The 23,034-nt window shown below is 69.0% G+C and carries 18 protein-coding genes; 17 read left to right on the top strand and 1 reads right to left on the bottom strand.

What is annotated here, in order from left to right; translation table 11 throughout:
* Positions 1-69: 69 nt before the first annotated feature.
* From GR168_RS17430 to GR168_RS17510, 17 genes are all read left to right on the top strand, one after another.
* Positions 70-3,813: a nitrate reductase subunit alpha gene (locus tag GR168_RS17430; protein ID WP_159371322.1), complete on the top strand. Its 3,744-nt coding sequence runs from the start codon at positions 70-72 to the stop codon at positions 3,811-3,813.
* On the top strand, positions 3,813-5,501 hold the full coding sequence (gene narH / locus GR168_RS17435; protein ID WP_159371323.1) for a nitrate reductase subunit beta: 1,689 nt from the start codon (positions 3,813-3,815) through the stop codon (positions 5,499-5,501). Before GR168_RS17430 ends, narH begins: the two co-directional genes overlap by 1 nt.
* Positions 5,498-6,163, top strand: coding sequence for a nitrate reductase molybdenum cofactor assembly chaperone (narJ, locus tag GR168_RS17440; protein WP_159371324.1), 666 nt, complete (start codon positions 5,498-5,500; stop codon positions 6,161-6,163). Before narH ends, narJ begins: the two co-directional genes overlap by 4 nt.
* A gap of 8 nt (positions 6,164-6,171) precedes the next feature.
* Positions 6,172-6,921: a respiratory nitrate reductase subunit gamma gene (gene narI / locus GR168_RS17445; RefSeq protein WP_058251983.1), complete on the top strand. Its 750-nt coding sequence runs from the start codon at positions 6,172-6,174 to the stop codon at positions 6,919-6,921.
* Positions 6,918-8,126 carry an MFS transporter gene (locus GR168_RS17450; RefSeq protein WP_159371325.1) on the top strand — a complete coding sequence of 403 codons (1,209 nt, stop codon included), beginning with the start codon at positions 6,918-6,920 and terminating at the stop codon, positions 8,124-8,126. The genes narI and GR168_RS17450 overlap by 4 nt, the downstream gene beginning before the upstream one ends.
* A gap of 85 nt (positions 8,127-8,211) precedes the next feature.
* Positions 8,212-8,823, top strand: a complete 612-nt coding sequence (locus GR168_RS17455; protein ID WP_058251985.1) for a DUF4262 domain-containing protein — start codon at positions 8,212-8,214, stop codon at positions 8,821-8,823.
* Between the two features lie 138 nt (positions 8,824-8,961).
* Positions 8,962-10,362, top strand: a complete 1,401-nt coding sequence (locus GR168_RS17460; protein ID WP_159371326.1) for an O-antigen ligase family protein — start codon at positions 8,962-8,964, stop codon at positions 10,360-10,362.
* 32 nt (positions 10,363-10,394) lie between these two features.
* Entirely contained in the window at positions 10,395-11,351 is a 957-nt protein-coding gene (locus tag GR168_RS17465) for a glycosyltransferase family 1 protein (RefSeq protein ID WP_159371964.1), read from the top strand.
* A complete protein-coding gene (locus tag GR168_RS17470) occupies positions 11,341-12,963 on the top strand; it encodes a flippase (RefSeq protein WP_159371327.1) in 1,623 nt (540 codons plus the stop codon). Before GR168_RS17465 ends, GR168_RS17470 begins: the two co-directional genes overlap by 11 nt.
* The gene (locus tag GR168_RS17475; protein ID WP_159371328.1) at positions 12,960-14,057 is read left to right on the top strand and encodes a glycosyltransferase family 4 protein; all 1,098 of its coding nucleotides are present in this window, start codon (positions 12,960-12,962) and stop codon (positions 14,055-14,057) included. Before GR168_RS17470 ends, GR168_RS17475 begins: the two co-directional genes overlap by 4 nt.
* A 62-nt stretch (positions 14,058-14,119) precedes the next feature.
* Entirely contained in the window at positions 14,120-15,211 is a 1,092-nt protein-coding gene (locus GR168_RS17480) for a cellulase family glycosylhydrolase (protein WP_159371329.1), read from the top strand.
* A 144-nt stretch (positions 15,212-15,355) separates the two neighbouring features.
* Complete coding sequence (locus tag GR168_RS17485) at positions 15,356-16,750, top strand: hypothetical protein (RefSeq protein ID WP_159371330.1); 1,395 nt, start codon at positions 15,356-15,358, stop codon at positions 16,748-16,750.
* Complete coding sequence (locus GR168_RS17490; RefSeq protein WP_159371331.1) at positions 16,740-17,846, top strand: glycosyltransferase; 1,107 nt, start codon at positions 16,740-16,742, stop codon at positions 17,844-17,846. Before GR168_RS17485 ends, GR168_RS17490 begins: the two co-directional genes overlap by 11 nt.
* Complete coding sequence (locus GR168_RS17495) at positions 17,833-19,104, top strand: hypothetical protein (RefSeq protein WP_203235868.1); 1,272 nt, start codon at positions 17,833-17,835, stop codon at positions 19,102-19,104. Before GR168_RS17490 ends, GR168_RS17495 begins: the two co-directional genes overlap by 14 nt.
* Positions 19,101-20,318 carry a lipase family protein gene (locus tag GR168_RS17500; RefSeq protein WP_137809572.1) on the top strand — a complete coding sequence of 406 codons (1,218 nt, stop codon included), beginning with the start codon at positions 19,101-19,103 and terminating at the stop codon, positions 20,316-20,318. The genes GR168_RS17495 and GR168_RS17500 overlap by 4 nt, the downstream gene beginning before the upstream one ends.
* 43 nt (positions 20,319-20,361) lie before the next feature.
* Positions 20,362-21,030, top strand: a complete 669-nt coding sequence (locus tag GR168_RS17505) for a GAF domain-containing protein (protein ID WP_137809571.1) — start codon at positions 20,362-20,364, stop codon at positions 21,028-21,030.
* A gap of 131 nt (positions 21,031-21,161) precedes the next feature.
* Positions 21,162-22,655 carry a sugar transferase gene (locus GR168_RS17510; protein WP_159371332.1) on the top strand — a complete coding sequence of 498 codons (1,494 nt, stop codon included), beginning with the start codon at positions 21,162-21,164 and terminating at the stop codon, positions 22,653-22,655.
* Positions 22,656-22,677: 22 nt separating this feature from the next.
* On the opposite strand, the gene GR168_RS23770 is transcribed toward GR168_RS17510, so the two are convergent.
* Positions 22,678-22,818 carry a hypothetical protein gene (locus GR168_RS23770; RefSeq protein ID WP_165629719.1) on the bottom strand — a complete coding sequence of 47 codons (141 nt, stop codon included), beginning with the start codon at positions 22,816-22,818 and terminating at the stop codon, positions 22,678-22,680.
* Between the last annotated feature and the right edge of the window lie 216 nt (positions 22,819-23,034).

Here is a 23,034-nt window from a genome sequence, read left to right on the forward strand (position 1 = left end):
TTTCGGCATATCTGATCGACTTTGCGATTCGGGAAGAAACAATTGCCGACCCTCCGTATGGTGTCGCTCATGGCCCGGTCAGAAGATGTACAGGGTTCTGCAGCCACCGCACTGTTGGACATCGGCAGGTTCTTCACCCGATGGGACGAGACCGACGATCGTCGTGTCGTCTTCCGGGACGGCGGTCGGGCGGGTGACGTCTTCTACCGGGATCGATGGAGCCACGACAAGATCGTGCGCTCGACACACGGCGTGAACTGCACGGGCTCCTGCTCGTGGAAGGTCTACGTCAAAGACGGGATCATCACCTGGGAGACCCAGGAGACCGACTACCCCTCGGTGGGCCCGGACCGGCCCGAGTACGAACCCCGCGGGTGCCCGCGGGGCGCGGCCTTCTCCTGGTACACCTACTCCCCCACCCGGGTCCGACACCCGTACGCCCGGGGTGTGCTGGTGGAGATGTTCCGCGAGGCGAAGCGCCGGCTCGGCGATCCCGTGCTGGCGTGGGCCGACGTCGTCGGAGACCCGCTGCGCCGACGCTCCTACCAGCGCGCACGGGGCAAGGGCGGGCTCGTTCGCGTCTCCTGGGACGAGGCCGTCGAGATGGCCGCGGCAGCGCACGTTCACACGATCAAGACCCACGGTCCGGACCGGTGCGCGGGTTTCTCCCCGATCCCGGCCATGTCGATGGTCAGCCACTGCGTCGGCACCCGGTTCATCCAGTTGATCGGCGGGGTGATGACCTCGTTCTACGACTGGTACGCCGATCTTCCGGTGGCCAGTCCCCAGGTGTTCGGCGACCAGACCGACGTCCCGGAGTCCGGGGACTGGTGGGACGCGACGTACCTGATGATGTGGGGTTCCAACGTCCCGGTGACGCGGACCCCGGACGCGCACTGGATGGCCGAGGTGCGCTACCGCGGCACCAAGGTGGTCTCGGTCAGCCCCGACTACGCCGACAACACCAAGTTCGCCGACGAATGGCTGCCCGCGCAGGCCGGCACCGACGGGGCGCTCGCGATGGCGATGGGACACGTCATCCTCACCGAGTTCTTCGTCCGGCGCTCGACCCGTTTCTTCGACGACTACGTGCGCCGCTACACCGACCTGCCGTTCCTGATCCACTTGGACGAGGAACCGGGCGGGCCGGACGGTGACTCGACCGGCACCTGCGTCCCCGGAAAATTCGTCCCCGGGAAGTTCGTGACCGCCGACGAGTTGCCCGGCGCGGAACATGTTGCCTCCGAGGATGTCTGGAAGACGGTGTGCTGGGACGAGGCACGCGATGAGCCGGTGGTGCCCAACGGCTCGATGGGGTTCCGGTACGCCGACTCCGGAGCGGGGCGATGGAATCTCGATCTCGACGGCGCGCAACCCGCGCTGACACTCATGAGCGATGCGGCCGAATTCGTCGAAGTCGCGTTCCCGGTCTTCGACGCCCCCGACGGCAGCGGCGCCGTGGTCCGCCGAGGTGTCCCCGCGCGGCGGATCGGGGGACGGCTCGTCACGACCGTCTTCGATCTGATGCTCGCGCAGTACGGCGTCACCCGGGACGGGCTCCCCGGCGAGTGGCCCACCGGCTACGACGACGCATCGGCGCCGTACACACCGGCGTGGCAGGCCGAGATCACCGGCGTGCCGGCCGCGGCGGCGATTCGCGTCGCGCGCGAATTCGCCGCCAACGCCGAGGAATCCGGCGGCCGCTCGATGATCATCATGGGCGCCGGGATCTGCCAGTGGTTCCACGGCGACGCGACCTATCGGGCGATCCTGTCCCTGCTCATCCTCACCGGATGCATGGGCCGCAACGGCGGCGGTTGGGCGCACTACGTCGGGCAGGAGAAGTGTCGTCCGATCACGGGCTGGATCTCGCTGGCGAACGCGCTGGACTGGACGCGCCCGCCGCGGACCATGACCGGGACCTCGTACTGGTACATGCACACCGGGCAATGGCGCAACGACGGGTACTCGACATCCTCACTCGCCTCCCCGCTGTCGCGCGGCACGATGGACCACGAGCACACCGCCGACGCCATCGCCCAGTCGGCGCGGCTCGGCTGGATGCCCTTCTATCCCCAGTTCTCCACCAACCCTCTCGACGTCGCCGACGAGGCGACCGCCGCCGTGGATCGCGGTGACGCCGCCGATCCGGCGTCCTACGTCGCCGAGCGTCTGCAGAACGGCCAACTGACATCCGCCATCACCGACGTCGACGCACCCGAGAACTGGCCCCGGACCCTCGTGCTGTGGCGGTCCAACCTGCTCGGTTCCTCGGCGAAGGGCAACGAGTACTTCCTCCGGACCCTGCTCGGCACCCACCACAACGTGCTCGGCGCCGAGAAACCCGAGACCCCGAGGCCTGCCGAGATCCGTTGGCACGACGACATTCCGGAGGGGAAGCTCGACCTGCTGCTGTCGGCGGATTTCCGGATGACCTCGACCACGCTGCTGTCGGACATCGTCCTGCCTGCTGCGACCTGGTACGAGAAGCACGACCTGTCCTCCACGGACATGCACCCGTTCGTCCACGCGTTCACGCCGGCGATCGACCCGCCGTGGGAGGCGAAGTCCGACTTCGACCTGTTCCACCGGCTCGCGCGCAAGCTGTCGGACCTGGCACGCACCCACCTCGGTACACGGCGCGATCTCGTCAGCGTCCCCCTGCAGCACGACACCCCGGGCGAGGTTGCACAACCGCACGGCCGGGTTCTGGACTGGCGACACGACGGCGTTGTCGGACAGCCAGGCCGGAACATGCCCAACTTCACGGTGGTGGAACGGGATTACACCGCGATCGCGGACAAGCTGGCGTCCATCGGACCGCTCGCGGACACCCTCGGCTTCACCGTCAAGAATGTGACCTACCCGCTGGCGGAGCAGACGCGTAAACTCGCCGAATCCAACGGCGTGATGCTCGGCGGCGCCGGCGACGGACGACCGGCCATCGACACCGACGAGAAACTCGCCGAGGCGATCCTGACGTTGTCGGGGACCACGAACGGCGAACTCGCAGTTGCCGGCTTCGAACAACTCCAGCAACGCGTCGGTTTCCGCCTCGACGACCTCGCGCGCGGTTCGGAGGAGAAGCGCATCCGCTTCGCCGACACCCAGAAGGCACCCGTGCCGGTGATCACGTCGCCGGAGTGGTCCGGATCGGAGACCGGCGGCCGCCGGTACGCACCGTTCACGGTGAACATCGAGCGGCTCAAGCCGTTTCACACGCTCACCGGACGGATGCACTTCTATCAGGACCACGACTGGATGATCGACATGGGCGAGTCGCTCCCGATCTACCGGCCGCCGCTGGACATGCACCGCCTGTTCGGCGAACCGAAGCTCGGCGCCGACGGGTCGCGGGAGATCACGGTGCGGTACCTGACGCCGCATTCCAAGTGGTCGATCCATTCCGAGTATCAGGACAACCTATTCATGTTGTCGCTCTCCCGCGGCGGGCCGATCGCCTGGCTGAGTCCCCAGGACGCCGCCTCGATCGACGTCGCCGACAACGACTGGATCGAATGCACCAACGCCAACGGCGTTTTCGTGTGCCGTGCAATCGTCAGCCATCGCATGCCGGCCGGGGTCTGCTACGTCCACCACGCCCAGGAACGCACGATCGACGTCCCGAAGTCGGAGGCGACGGGCCGCCGGGGCGGCATCCACAACTCGCCGACGCGGCTGCTGGTGAAACCGACCCACCTCATCGGCGGTTACGCCCAGTTGTCCTACGCCTTCAACTATCTCGGACCGACCGGCAATCAACGCGACATGGTCTCGACCATCCGCAAACGCAGCCAGGAGGTGACGTACTGATGCGGGTCATGGCCCAGGTCGGGATGGTGATGAACCTCGACAAGTGCATCGGGTGCCACACCTGCTCGGTGACCTGCAAGCAGGCGTGGACCAATCGGTCCGGCACCGAGTACGTGTGGTTCAACAACGTCGAAACCCGTCCCGGACAGGGGTATCCGCGACGGTACGACGACCAGGAGACCTGGCAGGGCGGCTGGGTCCTCAACCGCAACGGCAGGCTGCGCCTGCGCGCCGGCGGCCGCGTGCGGAAGCTGTTGACCCTGTTCGCGAGTCCGGTCCAGCCGACCATCGAGGACTATTACGAACCCTGGACCTACGACTACCAGACCCTCATCGACGCCCCGCTCGGCGACGATTTCCCGGTCGCCCGTCCCAAGTCCCTGCTCACCGGCAAGGACACCAAGGTCACCTGGTCGGCGAACTGGGACGACAACCTCGGCGGTGCACCGGAACTCGCCGAGCGCGACCCCATCGTCGAGAAGCTCCGGCGCGAGTCCGAGGACGCGGTGAAGTTCGGCTTCGAGCAGACCTTCATGTTCTATCTGCCGCGGATCTGCGAACACTGCCTCAATCCGTCATGCATGGCGTCGTGCCCCTCCGGTGCGATCTACAAACGCAGCGAGGACGGCATCGTGCTCGTCGACCAGGACCGCTGCCGCGGCTGGCGGCAGTGCATCACGGGCTGCCCGTACAAGAAGATCTACTTCAACCACAAATCCGGCAAGGCCGAGAAATGCACGCTGTGTTACCCGCGCATCGAGGTCGGGCAGCCGACGGTGTGTTCCGAGACGTGCGTCGGCCGGCTTCGCTACCTGGGCATCTTCCTCTACGACGCCGACGCCGTGACTGCGGCCGCCTCGGTCCCCGATGATCGCGATCTGTATGAGGCGCAACTCGATCTGATGCTCGACCCCGAGGATCCGGCGGTGATCGCCGCCGCTCGACGCGACGGCATCCCGGACGACTGGCTCGAGGCCGCGCGCCGATCGCCGGTCTACGCGCTGGCGAAGAAGTACCGTGTCGCGCTCCCGCTGCACCCGGAATACCGCACGATGCCGATGGTCTGGTACGTCCCACCGCTGTCGCCGATCGTCGACCTGCTCGCCGAGCAGGGTCACGACGCCGAGGGCGCGGAAACGCTGTTCGGCGCGATCGAGGCCCTTCGGATTCCGGTGGAGTACCTGGCCGAATTGTTCACCGCCGGTGACACGGTCGTCATCGACACGGTGTTGCGCCGCTTGGCCGCCATGCGCTCGTACATGCGCGACGTGACCCTGGGCCGTGAACCCGACGCCGGAATACCGGCCGCGGTGGGGATGACCGAGGAAGAGGTGTACGAGATGTACCGCCTGATGGCGATCGCGAAATATGAAGAGCGATACGTGATCCCCACGGCTCATCTCGAACAGGCCGAGAAACTGGACGAGATGGGGTGTTCGCTCGACTACGACGACGGGCCCGGCATGTTCGACTCGTCGCCGTTCGGCGAGGCCAGCGGTCGTCCCGCGCCGGTGTCGGTGGAGACGTTCCATGCGCTGCGTCAGCGTCAGACCACTGACACGGCGGCCGGCGAGCACACGATGGCGGGCCGGACCAACCTGCTCAACTGGGACGGCAACGGGGCCCCGCCGGGCCTGTTCCCCGAACGCGTACCCGGGCCGTCGACTCCCGACGAGGAAGCACGATGAGGGGACCACGGTTGTTCGCGCGTCGCTCGCGGGCGACCGACGAGGGCACCGTCATACGGTTGATCGCGTCCTGGTGTCTGAGCTATCCCGACGACGAGGTCCTCGGCCGCGTCGATCTGATGCGGGCCGCCCTCGCCGAGATGGATGACCCACAGACCCCACACCTGCTGCGGCAGATCACCGATCACCTCGCCAACGGCGATCCGGCAGCGCTGCGCCGCGAGTACATCGAGCTCTTCGATCTCTCGAAACGGCACACGCTCTACCTGTCGTACTGGTCCGATGGCGACACCCGGCGTCGGGGCGCGTCGCTGGGCGAGTTCAAGCGGGCCTACCGCGACAGTGGATTTCTCGTGGACCTGCGCGGTGAACTGCCCGACCATCTGCCGATCGTGCTCGAGTTCAGCGCGCGGGCCGATCCGGGCCGCGGCGTCGAGCTGCTCGAGAAGCACCGTGCAGCACTGGAATTGATCCGGTTCGCCCTGCTCGGCGCGGAGTCGCCGTACGCCGGGGCGGTGGCGGCGGTGTGCGCCACCCTGCCCAGTCCCTCCCCACCCGACCGGGCCACGGCGCTCGCGATGTGCGCACCCGCACCGACGGAGACCGTGGGCCTGGAACCCTTCGACCCCCGCCTGCTGCCGATCAACCCGACCCGAGCGTGAGGTGACCCGTGGACATCTTCCTGTGGGGCGTGGTGCCCTACGCGACGCTAGGACTGCTCATCGGTGGAACCATCTGGCGCTATCGCTACGACAAGTTCGGGTGGACGACGCGGTCATCGGAGCTCTACGAGTCCCGCCTCCTGCGGATAGCGTCGCCGCTCTTCCACTACGGCGTGCTCGTGGTGATCATCGGCCACGCGATCGGATTGCTGATCCCGGAGTCGTGGACGGAGGCCATCGGCGTCTCGGAGACGCTGTACCACTGGGGTGCCGGGGGTTTCGGGATCCTGGCGGCCGTCGCCACCCTCGTCGGGGTCGCGATGCTGGTGTACCGCAGGCGGACCGTCGGCCCGGTGTTCATGGCCACCACGCGTAACGACAAGGCGATGTACCTGGTGCTGGTCACGGCGCTGGTGGCAGGCACCTACATCACGCTGATCGGCACGCTCGACCCGCACGCGCCCGGCGTGAACTACCGCGAGACCGTCTCGCCCTGGTTCCGTTCACTGTTCGTGTTGCAACCAGACGTCACGGCGATGGCGGCGGCGCCCTTGCGTTTCCACGTGCACATCCTGATCGGGATGCTCCTCTTCGCGATGGTCCCCTTCACCCGGCTGGTGCACATCTTCACCGCGCCGGTGCACTACCTTTTCCGTCCCTACATCGTGTACCGAAGCCGCGACCGACGTGTCGCGCCGGGTAACCAGCCCCATCGGCCGGGGTGGGCGCCCGTCGGAGTGAAGGATCGTGATCGATGAGCACCGACACCACGACGCCCGCCATCAGCTCGCGTGCGCAGACCACGAACCTCGCTCTCGCGACACTCGCGTTCACGATCAGCTTCTGGGCCTGGAACCTCATCGGTCCGCTCGGGGTCGTCTACACCGACCAACTCGACCTGAGCGCCACCCAGAAGTCGATCCTCGTCGCCATCCCGATCCTGGTCGGCTCGCTCGGGCGAATCCTGACCGGCGCACTGACCGACCGCTTCGGCGGCCGCCTCATGTTCACCGTTCTGCTGGTCGCCACCATTCCGTTCGTCCTGCTGGTCGCCGCCGCCGGACATTTCGACAGCTACGCGTTGCTGCTCGTCGCCGGCTTCTTCCTCGGCGTCGGCGGGACGACGTTCGCCGTGGGCATCCCCTTCGTGAACGCCTGGTACGACAAGTCCCGGCGCGGGTTCGCGACCGGCGTCTTCGGAGCCGGGATGGGCGGGACGGCGTTGTCGGCCTTCTTCACCCCGCGGTTCGTGTCGTGGTTCGGATACATCGCGACGCACATCATCATCGCCGTCGCGCTCGCGATGGTCGCCGTGGTCTGTTGGTTGTTCATGCGCGACTCACCCAGGTGGGCCGCGTCCCACGACTCGGTGGTCCCCAAACTGATCGGTGCGGCCAAACTGCCGATCACCTGGCAGCTCGGTTTTCTCTACGCTGCGGCGTTCGGCGGCTTCGTCGCCTTCAGCACCTACCTGCCGACCTACCTCAAGGACGTCTACGACTTCGACCTCCAGGCGGCCGGCACACGCACCGCCGGTTTCGCGATCGCGGCCGTCATCGCCCGGCCCGTCGGCGGTGTCCTGTCCGATCGCTTAGGACCGCGCATCATCACCGTGATCTCCTGTGGCGGTGCCGCCGTGCTCGCCGTGTGGATGATCACCAAGCCGCCCCTCGAGATACCCGCCGGTCTCGACTTCGTCCTGATGGCGGTCTGCATGGGACTCGGTTCGGGGTCGGTCTTCAGCTGGGTCGCGCAGGCCGCGCCCGCCGAGCGGGTCGGTTCGGTCACCGGGATCGTGGGTGCCCTCGGCGGGCTCGGCGGCTTCTTCCCGCCCATGGTCATGGGGGCCACCTACGACGCGACCACCCACAGCTACACGATCGGGCTCGCGCTGCTGGTCGTCTTCGCCACGTGCGCGGCCCTGTTCACCGTGTTCGGCATCCGACGCACGGCGAACACCTGACGCCCGCCTCCCCGGCTGCGGCGTCGGGAGAATTGTCGGGGCCTCGTGTTCTGATGTTCGCACCCGTCGAACAAAGGAGCGATCCATGTCAGACCACGCTGCCGCGATCCGAGGTCTGCCCCGGTGGCATCCCAATCCGCTCATCCGTTCCACCATCGAGACCATCCGGCGCTGCGGCTGGCAGGTGACCTCGGTCGGCGAGGCGGACGCCGAGTTCGACGCACCGCCTGCGGGTGCTCGAACCGAGTGCGGGTTCTCCTACACCTCCGGACTCTCGCTGCACTCGATCCCGGAGCTCTCGATCTACGGCGTCGATCCCCTGACCGCGACGCACGTGCTGAACGAACTGGGCGCCCTGCTCCACCAGGAGGACTGGCGTGATCTCGTCGCCGCGCAGTCCGACATCCCGTTGCAGACGGTCGCCGTGACCGTCCGACTCATCGAGCAACTCGACCACGACGAGCTGCTCCTGGCGAACCTGTTGTTCCCCGACCACCCGAAACTGCAGGTGGTCTGGCCCGACGACCACGGCCACCTCCCGTGGGAAGACGGCTACACCCTGCTCCCGATGCACCAGCCGGTGAAGGGGATGCCGCAACTCCTGGATCCCCCGCGCCCGCAACCACGCCTTCTCACAACCGAATCCGGGCCCGACCGAACCCGCCCGCGACGGGCACGTCGCATCTCGGGTCACTGACCTGCGGCCGGCGGCCTCCCGGCGTGTCCGGGGCGACATGTGTCCGTGTTGCCCCGGACAAACGGAGCCCGGAGATGCCACCATGGTTGGCCTGGGGGCTCGAACAGACCACGGGGGCACGTGGAAAGGCAGGTCGGCGTGGCGCACCTCCCGGTCGTGGTCGCTGCACTCGTCGCCCTCGTCCTCGCGGTCGCCTTCGTCGCCGTCATCTATCGGCGTCCGCAACGCGGTCTCCTGGTCTTGGCCGCGCTCACCCCCCTCGACGGTCTCCTCGACATCGCCCCGTTGCCCGGCGTCGCCTCGGCGTGGAAGGAGGGCGTCCTCGCGCTGACGCTGATCTGCGCGGCCAATCGCCGGGTCCGGCCCGCCGACCGGACGGACCCGCCGGTGCAGCTGCCGTGGTGGCCGGCCGCGGCCGTGCTGGTCGCGTTCGGGGTCGTGTCGGCGCTCTACGTCTACGGCCCCATCGGGCTGTACGGCGTCAAGGTCACCTTCTTCTACCTCTTCGTGGTCCTCGCGCTCTGGCTGACGCCGTTCGACGCGCTCGACCGCGACCGACTGGTCTCGATCATCATGGCGCTCGGGGTGCTCACCACCCTCGTGGGCATCGGCCAGCAGCTCCTGGGTCCGGCGCGGCTGGTCGAACTCGGCTACACCTTCGGCGAGCAGGTGCGGACGAGCGGTCCGCTGTTCCGGACGTTCAGCACGTTCAATCAGCCCTTCGGTTTCGGACTCTTCGTCATGCTGGCCCTGCTCGTCGGCGGAGCAGTGGCGCTGTCGGACACCGCCCGCCGGCGCAACCGGTTGTTCCTCGTCTGCTGGCCGGTCATGGCGATCACGATGGCCACGTCGGTGGTGCGGGCGGCGATCCTCGGCCTCATCGTCGGTGTGATCTGGCTTGCGGCCCTTCGCTTCCGCCGCCTCATCGCCCCGCTGCTCGCAGTCGGGGTCGTCGCCGTCATCTCGCTGCCGTTCCTGCCGTCGAACATCACCAAGGTGTTCTTCTCGTCGAGCAGCCTGAGTCAGCGCGGCTCCGGGTGGGGTGAGATCTTCGCGAGCATCTGGGTGCACCCGCTCGGGACCGGCCTGGCGTCGAGCGGATCGGCGGCCGACGCGATGTCGGCAGCCCAGGGCGACACGACGCGGACGATCACCGCCGGCGCCGGCGGTACCGTGCAGCAGTTGTCGAAGAACTACCAGCCGGACAACTACTACGTGAAGCTGCTCATCGAACTCGGGCCGATCGGGTTGTGGTTGTTCCTGGCCCTGATCGTGACCGCGATCATCTGGTGCGTGCAGTACTCGCGCCGGATGCCCGACCCGGATGGAGCCCTCGTCCTGGGTGTCAGTGCGTCGATGGTCGCGGCGATGGTGGCCTGCCTGGTCGCCACCTACTTCGAGATCTTCCCGCTCGACTTCTACTTCTGGTTACTGTTGGGAGCTGCTGGATGCGCGACGGCACAACACGAATCACGTACGGTGCGCTTGCACTTCGTCCCGGAGGAAGCGGCGTCCAGACCTACATCCGCGAACTCCTGAGGGCACTGCCCGGCCACGTCGACGGCACCGCCCTGTCCGCAGTCGTGCAGACCGACGCGGTCGGCGAACTGCCCCCGGCGATCACCCCGTTGGAGCGTCCCGTCGCCGACGGTGTCCGACGGGCGGTATTCGGCGTACTCCCCACCCGCTCGGGCGGCGTGTTCCACGGTCTCGACGTCGATTTACCAGTCGCCGGCCCCGCCACCACAGTCGCGACCGTGCACGACCTGTCGGTGCTCGACATGCCGTCCGCGTCGAGCCGGTTTCGCGCCGCGGGCGAATCCGTACTCGTCCGCACGACCCTCCGTCGGGCCGACGTGCTGATCGCCGTCTCCGAGTTCACCGCCGAACGAATCCGCGAGACCTGCGGACGGGATGCCCACGTCACCGAACTCGCGCCCGCCGACTGGGCCCGCCCACCCGCGCCGGCCGATGTCGAACGGGTTCGGGCGAAATACGATCTGCCGGAACGCTTCGTGATGCAGATCGGCACCGTCGAACCCCGCAAGAACGTCGAACTCGTCGCGGCGGTCGCCCGGCGCCTCGACATTCCGTGCGTGCTCGGCGGCGCGGGTTCGACCGGCCCGGATGCCCCGTCGTCGGCGGTCGGGCTCGGTTACGTCGATGTCGGGGACCTGCCGGCGCTCTACGCCGCGGCGACCGTGACCGCCTACGCCTCGTTCTACGAGGGTTACGGCCTTCCGCCCGTCGAGGCGATGGCCTGTGGCGGTGCCGTCGTCGCCAGTGCGGTGGGCGCGCTTCCCCAGGTCGTGGGTGACGGCGCGACACTGATGCAGGGCCACGACGAGGACGACTGGGTCCGTGCCCTGGAACCCCTCGTGCGCGACGACTCGGCGCGCACCGAACTCGTCGCCGCCGGCACCTCGGTGGCGTCAGCCCTCAGCTGGGACACCACGGCCCGCCGGACGGTCGAGGCCTACCGGGCCGGCGGCATCGACATACCCGGTGCGGGGCGCCATGAGCCCTGACGTCACCGGCCCGCTGCCGTCCGATGCGCTGGTCGACCAGCAGGCCGAAGCCGAGCTGCTGGCCCGCGCGACCGGCGCCGGGAGCGTAGCGAGCGGGCCGAACACCACCGGCGCCGGGAGCGCAGCGAGCGGGCCGACGACTGCGCCGGCCGCCGAGCCCAGCGCGCACCCCGCCTCGGATGCGCGGGCCGCCACCCGTGCCACCATCGCGATGCTGACCAGTCGCGTGGTCATCGCCGCCCTCGGCTGGGCCGGGAGCGTCCTCATCGCGCGCACCCTGTCCCCGGAGGACTGGGGCACCTACTCCTTCGTGTTCGCGCTGCTCGGTCTGACCGCGATCTTCACCGACCTCGGGGTCGGCCGGGCGGTGATGGCCCGGCTCATCTCCGACGACCCCGACGATGTCGCGAAGACGTCCTCGGCGTTCATCGCCCTGAGGGTGGTGCTCGGCCTTCTCGGCTACCTGATCGCCGTCGCCTACGTGATCGTGCTGCAGTATCCCGGCGACGTGATCCGCGCGACCGCGATCGCCGGACTCGTCGTCGTGTTCGCCACGCCCGCACAGGCACTCACGGTCATCTTCCAGAGCCGGCACCGCCTCCTGCTCACCGCGATCGCCGAGAGCCTGGGCCAGGTTCTGCAGCTGGCGCTGACCATCGCCGCCGTGCTCGTAGCGCCGGCACTGCTGGTGTTCGTGCTCGCCCCGGTCGCGAACGAGATCCTGTCGCTGATCATCAAGGTCGTCGGGATCGCGCGCCGGTCGTCGGGACTGCGGCCGTCGCGGGTCGTCGAATGGTCGCGCTGGAAACCGATGCTCTCCGATGCCCTTCCGCTCGCACTGGGCCTCGCCCTGACCATCGCGCTGCAGAAGGTCGACGTCCTGCTGCTGAGTCTGCTCGATTCGCTCGACGCGGTCGGCATCTACAGCATCGGGTACAAGTTCTCCGACATCATGGACACCTTCATCCTGGCCGCGATCGGACCCGTCAGCACCCTGCTGGTCGCCGCCTGGCCCGGCCAGTCGGCGGTCCTGCGCCAGCGGTGCCGGAGTGCGGCGGTGGTGTTCGCCGCGGGCGGTGCCGTGGCCGTGGCCGCCTTCTGGCCGAGCGCCGGCCCGATCATCGGACTCCTGTACGGCGACCGGTTCGTCGTCGGGGCCGACGCCGCCCGGCTGCTCGTTCTGGGCGCGGCGCTCACCGCCTTCATCGTGCTCGGCATCTTCCTGCTCGCGGCGACCGGTCGGGCGAATCGCTACCCGTGGATCGCGGTCGGCGGCCTGGCACTCAACGTGGTACTCAACCTGATCCTGATCCCGCGGTACTCCTATGACGGGGCCGCCTTCTCCACCGTCATCACCTTCGCCCTCGCGGTGGTGGCACTGTGGGTCGTCATCGGTCGGACGCTGCCCATCACGGGTCTGCTCCCACTCGGCGCACTCACCACGTTGACCCTGTTGACGGTGGCGGCGTGCGCCATCGGGGTCTGGCTCGCGGATTCGGTTCCCTGGCCGGTCATCTCGGCCGGTACCGCACTGATCGTCGCCGGACCCGCGGTACTGCTCACCCGGGCGGTGACCACGCCGCCCGGACGACACACGAAGGTGGTCCGATGACCGATTCCGAGCACCCGTGCACGATCGTCTTCGTCGCGCACACCGGCCAGGTCTCCGGGGCGGAGAAGGTGATGCTCGATCTGATCGACGTCGCGCTCGAGCGCGGCCACCCGGTGCGGGTCGTCAGTCCCGACGGCCCCCTGGTGGGACGACTCCCGGTCCCGGTCGACCATGTGTCCATCCCGCCGCTCGGCCTGAGCGGCGAGCGCGGTGTGGCGCGCCTCGCGGGTGCCGGACGCCTCCTGCTCGACTGGGTACGCGCCGGTCGCACCCTGCGCCGGGTGACACGTCGGTCCGACACCTCGACGATCGTCAACTCCCTGTTCGCACTCCCCGCCGCACGCGTCGCGCAACCGACGGGCCGCGTCTCCTGGCTCGTGCACGACACCCTGACGTCGGGGCGGCAGCGCGCCGTCATCCGCGTCAGCGCACCCGTGATCCGGCGCGCCGTGGCGGTGTCGGAGGCGACGTCGGTCCCCCTCGCGGACCTCGGTCTGCCGGTCGTCGTGGCCCACAACGGAGTCACCTGGCCGGTCCGCGCCCTGCCCACCGAACTCCACGACCCACCGGTCGTCGGGATGCTGGCTCTGCTCACCCCCTGGAAGGGGCACACCGTCGCGCTCGACGCGGTCGCCGGGTTGCCGGACGTCGAACTGGAGTTCGCCGGGGGCTCGTTTCCCGGGGACGCCGATCACGTTGCCGCACTGCATGCCCGGGCCGCCAGACCGGATCTCGCCGGACGCGTCCGGTTCCTCGGGCACACCGATCTCCGCGCCGCCCTGGAGCGGTGGGATGTCGTGCTCTCGGCGAGTGTGACGCCCGAGGCCGGACCGCTCTCGGTCCTCGAGGCGATGGCCTACGGCACACCGGTCATCGGCACGGATCACGGCGGCACCACCGAGTTCCTACGGGACGGCGCCGGAGTCCTCGTCCCGCCGTCGGATCCCGCCGCGCTGACCGCGGCGATCAGCCGCGTCCTCGACGACGCCGACCTGCGCCGTTCGCTGACCGCGGAGGCGCGTCGTCGGATCGCGGACGGACACGACAAGTCGGAGACCCTACCGCGTATGCTCGACGAGTTGTTGTCCGGCTGAGGAGAAGTCCACCGCCGGCACCTGCCGCGCGCGATGCGCGTCTCGTCAGATAGGCACCATCCATGACACGGTCCCTGCACGGTCGGGCCACCCGGTCGGCACTCGCATACGTGTGCATCCTCGTCGCAACCCTCGCCGCCATCGTGTGGGTACGCAGCGACGCCCATTCGGCGCCGGCCGCATGCTCGCTCGCCGCCGGTGACCACAAGGTCGCAGCGTCGCCGGGTGCCTCGCTGCTCGGGGCGTCCGATGAGGACCTCAATCGGGAGTTGTCGGTCGCCCAGGACCTCGGTATGTGGGCAGTGCGACTCGACGTGGACTGGTCGGTCGTCGAACCCCGGCGCGGACAACGGAACTGGGCGCCCATCGACCGGGTGGTCAACGCCGTGGTCGCCCACGGGATGTGTCCGCTGGGGCTGGTGACCTACACACCGCTGTGGGCGGCACGCGCGTCCGACTTCCCGCGCAACAGCCACTACCGGCCCGCCGACCCCAACGTCTTCGCATCCTTTGCCGCGGCCGCGGCGCAACGGTACGCCGAATCGATCGCGGTCTGGGAGATCTGGAACGAGCCCAATCTGGCGAACTACTGGCTGCCGAGGGCGAACTCGGCCGAGTACGGCCGCCTGCTCGCTGCGTCCTACGCGGCCGTCAAACGCGCGGTCCCCGGCGCCGCGGTGATCTCCGGAGGGCTCGCACCCGGCACCGACAACGGCCGCGACATCGCACCGCTGACCTTCGTGCGCACTCTGTATCAGGGCGGATTCAACCGCTCGCTGGACGCACTCGGCGTGCATCCCTACACCTATCCGGCTCTGCCCAACGACCCCGCCGCGGCATCGTGGAGCACCGCGGCACGGATGTGGGACATGCGCGACGTGATGGTCGCCGCGGGCGACGGCGACAAGAAGATCTGGATGACCGAGTTCGGCGCACCGACCGGAACCGGCACGAACGCCGTCACCGAGGAGGTCCAGGCACAGAGCATCGCGATAGCCATCGGCGCCCAGAGCGACGCGCCCTGGCTCGGACCGCTGTTCGTGTACTCGCTGCGAGACGCCGGCACCGACCCGAACAATCTCGAGCACAACTTCGGCCTGGTGCGCCGCGACTGGTCACCGAAGCAGGGGTACTCGATGCTCGCCGCGCGGTGACCTCCGAAATCGTTTCTCGCACACGCCACGCCCGCCGGTGCCGACCACGATTGCCCGCTTCCTTCGTTATGGTGAACTGACAGCTGATCGACACTGCAATGTCCGGGGATGGTCGGGGGGCATCCGACACCACAGGAGTTAGGCGTGACCTCCAGCTTCGATGCCGCCGGGCGACGTGATGCGCCGCCCTCGGTCGACCTGTTCGGGCACTTCCGTGATCTCGTCCGTGTCGCCGTCCCCGCGATCCTGATCGGCATCCTCGTCGGCGCCTCGGTGTTCGCGCTGCGGACCGCGTTGGTCCCGAAGGAGTACTCGGCCACGGTCGTCACCGAGATCACGCCGGCCGGCACGATCATTCCGGGCGACGCCTTCGTCGAACAGTTGCGTGCCCCGTTCGTGGCGCTGTCCACCGACGAGAACGTCCTGCAACAGGTGCTCACCCAGGTCGACACCGGATGGACGACAAGCGAGTTGAGCTCGCACGTCACCACGACTCCGGGAACGGCTCCCACACTGATGGACTTCACCGCCGCGGCGCCGACGAGTACCCAGGCCGAAGACGTCGCCCGCGCGATGGTCACCGCCATCTCCGCCGCGTCGCTGTCCAACCATGCCCGCGCCATCACCCGGCAGATCGATCAACTGCGTGCGCAGGTGACCGCCGAGCGCGTCCGCAACCGCGCACTGCCCGACCGCAGCGAGGCGAAGGTCGAATCCGATGCGACCCTTGCCGATCTCGACTCCCAGCTCACCCGGTTGCAGAACTCGTCGTCGGACACGCTCACCATCCTCGCGGCACCGTCGGCGAGCGAGGTGCCTGTCAGCCCCAAACCGGCCCAGGAGGGCGCGGTCGCCGGCATCGCCGCGACGATCATCGCGGCGGAGCTGCTCGCACTGTTCCGTGGGCGGGTCGGCCGGAAACCGAACCCGATCTGGGCCCGCCGCGCGGCGCACCGGTACGGCGCGGAGCTCACCTACGGACAGCGGGGCGAGCCGGCGCTGCCGGCGACTCTGCTGCCCGCGTTCGCGCAACGCCACCGCCGCGCCCAGGTCGCGCTGATCCTCACCGGCGACCACATCGACGCCGCTCGCGTGATCGACGACATCCGTCACCCGGAGGACGACGCGACGACCGGGCACCGTCTGCGCATCGTCCGGTTCCCTCTCACCGAGCCCTGGTGGCAGAGCGTCGATCCCGGGGACGTCGCGCTCGCGGCTGTGGTCGTCTCGTCTTCGGGACGTGATCGCAAGCCGGCCGACCGGGCGCTGTCCCAGCTCGCGACCATCGGGTCGACCCGTCATCTGATCGTGCAGCGCACGGGAAAGCAGCCTCCCGCGCAAGTTCTGTCCACCACCAGCGCCGATCCGGTCTCCGGCGACCGCACCGAGGTCGAGAGTGCCGGGGACACAGCCGCATCGAGAGCCGAGGCCACCACACCCATGACACCGCAACCGCCGTCTGACGATCCGCGCGGCACGACCCTCGATTCCGACCGGTTCCGCACCGCGCCGGGAGATGTGGGCAGCAATGCCCGGTGACCGCGTCGCCGTCGTCCACGAACGACTCACGGAGATCGCCGGGTCCGAGCACGTCGTCGAACAACTCGCCGCGACGTGGCCACGCGTTGAGGTGCACGCGCCGATCGCGCGGCCCGCGGGTGTCCCGGCCGGGTTGGCCGAGCCGCCGATCACCTCGCCGCTCAATCGCGCCTACCGCCTGCTCGGCGAACGCAGCTATGCCCCGTTGCTCCCGCTGATGCCGCTGGCGTTCCGGCGGATGCCGCTGCGGGATGCCGACGCGGTCGTCACCAGCCATCACGCCTTCGCCACCCAGGCGGTGCACGCGACCGACGCGCCGGTCATCGCCTACGTACACAGTCCGGCCCGCTGGGCATGGGATCCGTCGCTGCGCGCGGGCGAGGGCGGCGGGGCAGCCGGCGCCGCGATCCTGTCGGCGCTGTCGGTGGTCGCCCGGCGCTGCGAAGTCGGCGCCGCGCCCCGTCTGCACACCGTCGTCGCGAACTCCTCGGCCGTCGCCGAGCGCATCCGCGAGCACTGGGGACGTGAGTCGGTCGTCGTGCACCCGCCGGTGGACCTCGACGGCTTCACACCGGATCCCGCGGTGCCCCGTGAGGACTTCTACCTCCTCGCCGGACGACTCGTCCCGTACAAGCGACCCGACCTCGCGATCGCGGCGGCCGCCCGCGCCGACGTCCGGCTCGTGGTCGCCGGAGACGGACGGGCCATGCCGCAGTGTCGCGAGCTCGCCGGGCAGAAGACGACGTTCCTCGGCCGCGTCCCCCACGACACCCTGCTGAACCTGCATCGCAGCGCCCGCGCGGTCCTGATGCCCGGAATCGAGGACTTCGGCATCGTGCCCGTCGAGGCGATGGCCACCGGCACGCCCGTCATCGCGCTCGGTGAAGGGGGCGCCCTCGACACCGTCGTACCCGGGTCGACCGGTCTGCTGATCGAACCGGGGACCGACGACGAGATCGTCGAGCGGCTGGCCGCGTCGTTGCGCGACTTCGCCGTCGACGACTACGACCGATCCGAGATCCGCGCCTGGGCCGAGCGCTTCCGGCGCGAACGGTTCCGCGACGAGATGCGCGAGGTCGTCGATGCCGCGCTCTGACAACGCCGCAACCGCCGGGGCGCAGCGTGCCTCCGTCCTCGACCGTGCACTGGCCACGTCCCGCACGATCTCGGTGACCGGCCCGATGACGGCCCCGGATCTCGACCTCATCCGGGCTCGCCTGACCCGGGCGTGGACACCGACGTCGAGACTGAGTCTCGTCCCCGATCCGGCGTCGGCGAGCTGGGCCCACGACGTGGCGACCCTGCCGCGGGTCGTCGAGCGGCCCGACCTCGCCGACCTGCCGATCGGCGACATCATGACGCGCCTGCGGAACCGTCCCGAGCCGCTGCCCCGACTCGAGGTGCTCGTGTGTGGTCAGTGGCTGGTCATCGACCACACCCACGGCATGGGCGACGGCCGCCTCGGCGTCGAGCAGATCGCCGGTCTGGCCAGCCACCACGAGTTCCCGATGACCGAGCGGTTCGAACGCTCGCTGCCGCCGGACGCCGCCTGGCAGGCGTTGCGTCGTCACGTCCTGCGACACCCCAGACGTTTGCGCGACATCATGCGCCTGCGCGCTGCGAACGTCTCGCCGCCGACCCACGGACCAACGCGCGTCATCGAGGACTGGCATGCCACCCGCTGCGCCCTCACCGCCGCGATGCGCCCGGGGCAGACCGACGAACTCAAGCGTGCGATCGCCGACACCGGTGTCCGGATGTCCTCGGCGGCGGTGACCGTCGCGCTGTGGCGCGCCGCCCTGTCCGCGCAGGGCGTTCCCCTCGACGAGCGCACGCAGATCCTCTTCGACTGCCGCCGCTATCTCGACGCCGGGCACGCCGAGGACCATGGCAACTTCGCCGTGGGCATACCACTGCGCTTTCCACGCGACGCGACGCCGATGGAGATCGGGGACCGCATCCGTGCGGTCGCCGAATCCGGTTGGCCCGCGGCCGTTCTGGCCGCGGGAGAACTCCGGGCGCGCCTGCGTCGATCGTCACCCGAGGAGCCGCCCGTCCCGCGCCGGGTCGAGGTGCCCGACCGGTTACGACTGTCGGTCAGCGACCTCGGGCGGATCGGGATCTTCGGTGATCTGCCGTGGGATCTGGCGGCGGCCTCGCATCACCTGTTCGCCTATGTCGAGCCCGATGGCCCGGATGCGGCGAGCATGCTCGTCAGCGAGATCGACGGTTCGCGCAGTTTCACCGCGACATTCTGCAGCGATTTCGTCGGTCGCCCGGTCATCGAGGCGGCCCTCGACCACCTCTGCGAAGATCCGGTGTCCCTGCTGGATCGGCTGCTCACGCGCTCATGAGGACGGTGTCGCGGCGCGTCGGGCGCCCGCCTGCGACCGTGCTCGTGGCCGTCCTGCTCGTCACAGCACTGCTGACCGCCGCATGTTCGGCCTCCGCCGGCCCGGCGTCTGACGATGCATCGCAGAGCTTTTCGGCACCGCCAGGGGCGGCGGCCGGCGATCTGGTGGGATCACCCATACCGACCGACGCCTACATCTCCCTGCGGCGCATCGTCGACCGCGCCGTACGGCTCCGCTACCTGTCCACCGACCCGGTCAGCGGTGAGCTGGTTCCCGTCTCGGCCGCGGTGTTCGTGCCGCGCGGCCGGGCTCCGGCGGGCGGATGGCAGATCCTGGCGGTCGGTCACCCGACGACCGGCATCGCGGGCAACTGTGCCCCGTCGCTGTACGGCAACCTGCTGGGCACCGTCGGGCTCATCGCGTCGCTGCTCGAGCAGGGGTTCGTCGTCGTACAGACCGACTATCGAGGACTCGGCACACCAGGACCCCACCGGTATCTCGACCCCGCGCCCGCCGCGAACGACATCATCGACTCGGTGCGTGCGACGCGGATGATCGTCGACGGCACCAGCGATCAGTGGTGGGGCTTCGGGGTGTCACAGGGCGGACACGCGGTGTTCCACGCCAACGAGATCGCGGCGACCTACGGTCGCGATCTGCGACTGCGCGGGACGGTGAGCATGAGTCCCGCGCTCGACGTCGCGCCGCTGGCTGATGCGATGGATGCCGGCACCCTCACCCCGGAGCAGATCGCGTTTCTTCCGCTGGTCCTGACGGGATTGAAGGCGATCCATCCCGAACTCGTCATCGACGACTACGTGCACGGACCGCTGCGCGAGGCGTTCGGCGTGCTCCTGGAGTGCAACGACGCCGCGATGGTCCAGAAGCAGGCCATCGTCGAGGAGGTGCGACCGGAGGACTATCGCCCGGTCGACGACGCGGCCACCGACCGCCTCCGGACGTGGCTGCGCGAGGTGAGTCTGCCCCAGGGGCGGGCTTCGGCCCCGATGCTCGTCGCCTACAGCGACGCCGACGACGTCATCCCGGCCCCGTGGACCGCGGGAGCCATCGATCGGGGATGCCGGCTGGGTGATGCGATCACCGCGATCGAGGTCCGCGGTCAGCCGCACGGCATACTCGACATCGGCTCCGCGGCGACCGACTGGGTCCGGGCCGTGCGGTCAGGACAGCGTCCGCCGAACACCTGCGCGTGAGCTGTGTGCCGACCGGGTCGACCCGGCAGCGAGAGGAGTGACGATGAGTTCGAACACCGAGGACGGTGCGAACACCGCGAACCCCGTCGACGACCCCACTCCGGATGGCGAGGCGACCACGGACCCCGCCCAGCTCGCCGCACTCTTCGACACGTCACCCGAGGCCGGCGTACACGCCGTCCTCGAAGCGGTGCGCGGGCGCAACCCCGACATGGCCCGGTCGCTCCGCGCGATCCTGTCCGATCCGGAGCGGATGCGCGCGCTGAAGGACAGCGGCCTGCTCGACGACCCGCCGACCCACAGCCTCGACGAGACGATCCGGCTCACGATCGATGCCGTGGGCGTCCCGCACGTCGCCGTCAACCTCATCACACCGGACGAGCAGGCGACCGCCGCAATCGCCTTCCGGTCCGGGAGTCCCGACGGTCCCAGCACCCGGTCGCTGGTCAACTCCCTCTGCGTCCTCCCGGTGGTCAGCGGTTCACCCCTCATCATCGACGACATCGCCGACCACGCGCTCCTCGCCGACCACCCGACCGCCGTCAGCGGGGAGGTGACCGCCTACCTCGGCCTCCCGCTCGCCGACGACGACGGACATGTCATCGGCACGTTCTGCGCCTGGGACTCGGAGGCGCATCACTGGTCCACCGCGGAGGTCCAGCTCATGTCCGATCTCTCGATCCTGGTCCAGGAGCTCATCTTCGGGCGTTGACACGGGCGCGTGCCCTCGTGACCTGGCGGTGAGCATTCGGTACCCAACACGTGGCCGGTAGGCGCACGCGGGACCGCCGCGTACACCTACAATCGTCGGGACGGGGGGCTGTTCTTTCGGATGGAGTGGACTTGTCGACCCGTGTATCGCAGGCCGAGTTCCCGCAGACCACGAGGCGCACCCCGGTGTACTCGTCGCCCAACGGTCGGCGCACCTTTCACGAGCTGATCCGCGACGATCCCCTGAGCACGATCGTGACCGTGTCGATCGACGTGTTGTCCGCGACGATCGCGGTGGCCGCCGGGATCTGGTGGGTGAGGAGTGGCAGCGGCGCGAACCCGCCGTTGTGGACACTCGCCACCTTCGTGCCGATCCTCGTGATCGTCTTCTCCTTGCGCGGGGTCTACCGTCGGGGGCTCAATCGCCGGTTCCTCGACGAGGTCGGCCGGGTCATGACCGGATGCACGATCACCGCGATGATCCTGCTGTGCTCCCTGCTCCTCTCCTACTCCGACGACAGACCCGGCGCCGCGGTCACCAAGGTGTGGGTGTCGGCGCTGTTCTGGGTTCCGTTCGGTCGTCTCATCCGCGACATCATCCAGCGGAGCCTGCGCAAGAACGGTCATCTGCTGTCCCCCACGCTGATCATCGGCGACGGGCCGATCACCGCACAGGTGGTCGGCCGCATGGTGGCCGCGCCGGAGCACGGCCTCCGGCCGGTCGGCATCCTGGCCGCCGGCGCGCCACCCCGCGCCGATCGGGACGAGGGACCCACCAACGAGATCGCGCAGCTCGGCGGGGTGGACGAACTCGACGACGCGATCCGGGCGACGAAGGCCGAGGTCCTGGTCGTGGCCTTCGCGGTCACCAATGTCGAAAGGCTCACCGCCGCCGTCCGTATCGCCCACCGGCATGGGGTGAAGGTGTGGATCGTGCCGCGCATGTTCGACGTCGTCGGACGCCGCAGCCGGGTCGACCACATCGGCGGGCTGCCCCTGATGTCGGTCCCGCACACCAACCCGCGGGGGTGGCAGTTCCGGACCAAGCACATCGGGGACCGGGTGGCCGGGGCCCTGATCCTGGCGGCGATCTCACCGCTGTTCCTCACGCTCATGCTGCTGGTGCGGTTGAGTTCGCCCGGGCCGATCTTCTTCGCCCAGCCGCGAGTGGGTCGCGACGCGCGGGTGTTCAACTGCCTGAAGTTCCGCTCGATGCGGCCCGAGGACCCCGCCGCGGAGAAGTTCCGGCCGACCGAGGGCAGCGCACCCGGCGGCGTCGAGGGCGTCGACCGCCGCACCAGGATCGGCAAGATCATGCGCTCGACGTCGATGGACGAACTACCCCAGCTGCTCAACGTGATCCGCGGGGACATGAGTCTCGTGGGTCCACGCCCGGAGCGTCCCGAGTACGTCTCGCTGTTCGAGGTGCAGATCCGGCGATACGGCGAACGCCACCGGGTGAAGGCCGGGGTCACCGGCTGGGCGCAGGTGCACGGCCTGCGCGGTCAGACCTCCATCGCCGACCGCGCCGAGTGGGACAACTACTACATCGAGAACTGGTCACTCTGGCTCGACGTCAAGATCCTGCTCCTGACCGTGCTCGCGGTGCTCAAACGGGCGGAGTAGCCGCGGCCACCCACCCGCGTCGTCACATCGTCGGACGTCGGGTGTCGTACGCGGGGCGATACGGCACCCGTCCCCGTTCGTCGCGGATGGTGACGATCAACGTGCGGGCGACGACGACGAGCAGGATGATGCCGCTGACGATCGCGAGGAGCAGTGCGGTCATGACGACCTCCTGACGCCGGAACATGGTGTGCCGGTATTCAATCGCCGATCACGACCTGGTGGTAGATGCCAACCGCGCATCCGTGGACTCAATTGCCCGCCCATGGTGACGCGACTCCGCCGGTCGGCGCCACTGATTTTCTCCGGCCGGCCGGTGCCGGGGTCCGGCGACGGCATCGCCGACGGACAGCATCATCCGGCACACCGCCGAGAAGTC

This window comes from Gordonia sp. JH63 (genome assembly GCF_009856645.1).
In the GTDB taxonomy this organism is placed as follows: Bacteria; Actinomycetota; Actinomycetes; order Mycobacteriales; family Mycobacteriaceae; genus Gordonia; species Gordonia hongkongensis.

What these genes read in the sequence shown, in the direction of transcription:
- GR168_RS23770 (WP_165629719.1), bottom strand. Translation starts at nt 22,818, where the DNA reads ATGACCGCACTGCTCCTCGCGATCGTCAGCGGCATCATCCTGCTCGTC.
- GR168_RS17430 (WP_159371322.1), top strand. Translation starts at nt 70, where the DNA reads ATGGCCCGGTCAGAAGATGTACAGGGTTCTGCAGCCACCGCACTGTTG.
- GR168_RS17495 (WP_203235868.1), top strand. Translation starts at nt 17,833, where the DNA reads ATGCCGCGCTCTGACAACGCCGCAACCGCCGGGGCGCAGCGTGCCTCC.
- narJ (WP_159371324.1), top strand. Translation starts at nt 5,498, where the DNA reads ATGAGGGGACCACGGTTGTTCGCGCGTCGCTCGCGGGCGACCGACGAG.
- GR168_RS17500 (WP_137809572.1), top strand. Translation starts at nt 19,101, where the DNA reads ATGAGGACGGTGTCGCGGCGCGTCGGGCGCCCGCCTGCGACCGTGCTC.
- GR168_RS17455 (WP_058251985.1), top strand. Translation starts at nt 8,212, where the DNA reads ATGTCAGACCACGCTGCCGCGATCCGAGGTCTGCCCCGGTGGCATCCC.
- narH (WP_159371323.1), top strand. Translation starts at nt 3,813, where the DNA reads ATGCGGGTCATGGCCCAGGTCGGGATGGTGATGAACCTCGACAAGTGC.
- GR168_RS17480 (WP_159371329.1), top strand. Translation starts at nt 14,120, where the DNA reads ATGACACGGTCCCTGCACGGTCGGGCCACCCGGTCGGCACTCGCATAC.
- GR168_RS17475 (WP_159371328.1), top strand. Translation starts at nt 12,960, where the DNA reads ATGACCGATTCCGAGCACCCGTGCACGATCGTCTTCGTCGCGCACACC.
- GR168_RS17450 (WP_159371325.1), top strand. Translation starts at nt 6,918, where the DNA reads ATGAGCACCGACACCACGACGCCCGCCATCAGCTCGCGTGCGCAGACC.
- GR168_RS17505 (WP_137809571.1), top strand. Translation starts at nt 20,362, where the DNA reads ATGAGTTCGAACACCGAGGACGGTGCGAACACCGCGAACCCCGTCGAC.
- GR168_RS17490 (WP_159371331.1), top strand. Translation starts at nt 16,740, where the DNA reads ATGCCCGGTGACCGCGTCGCCGTCGTCCACGAACGACTCACGGAGATC.
- GR168_RS17470 (WP_159371327.1), top strand. Translation starts at nt 11,341, where the DNA reads ATGAGCCCTGACGTCACCGGCCCGCTGCCGTCCGATGCGCTGGTCGAC.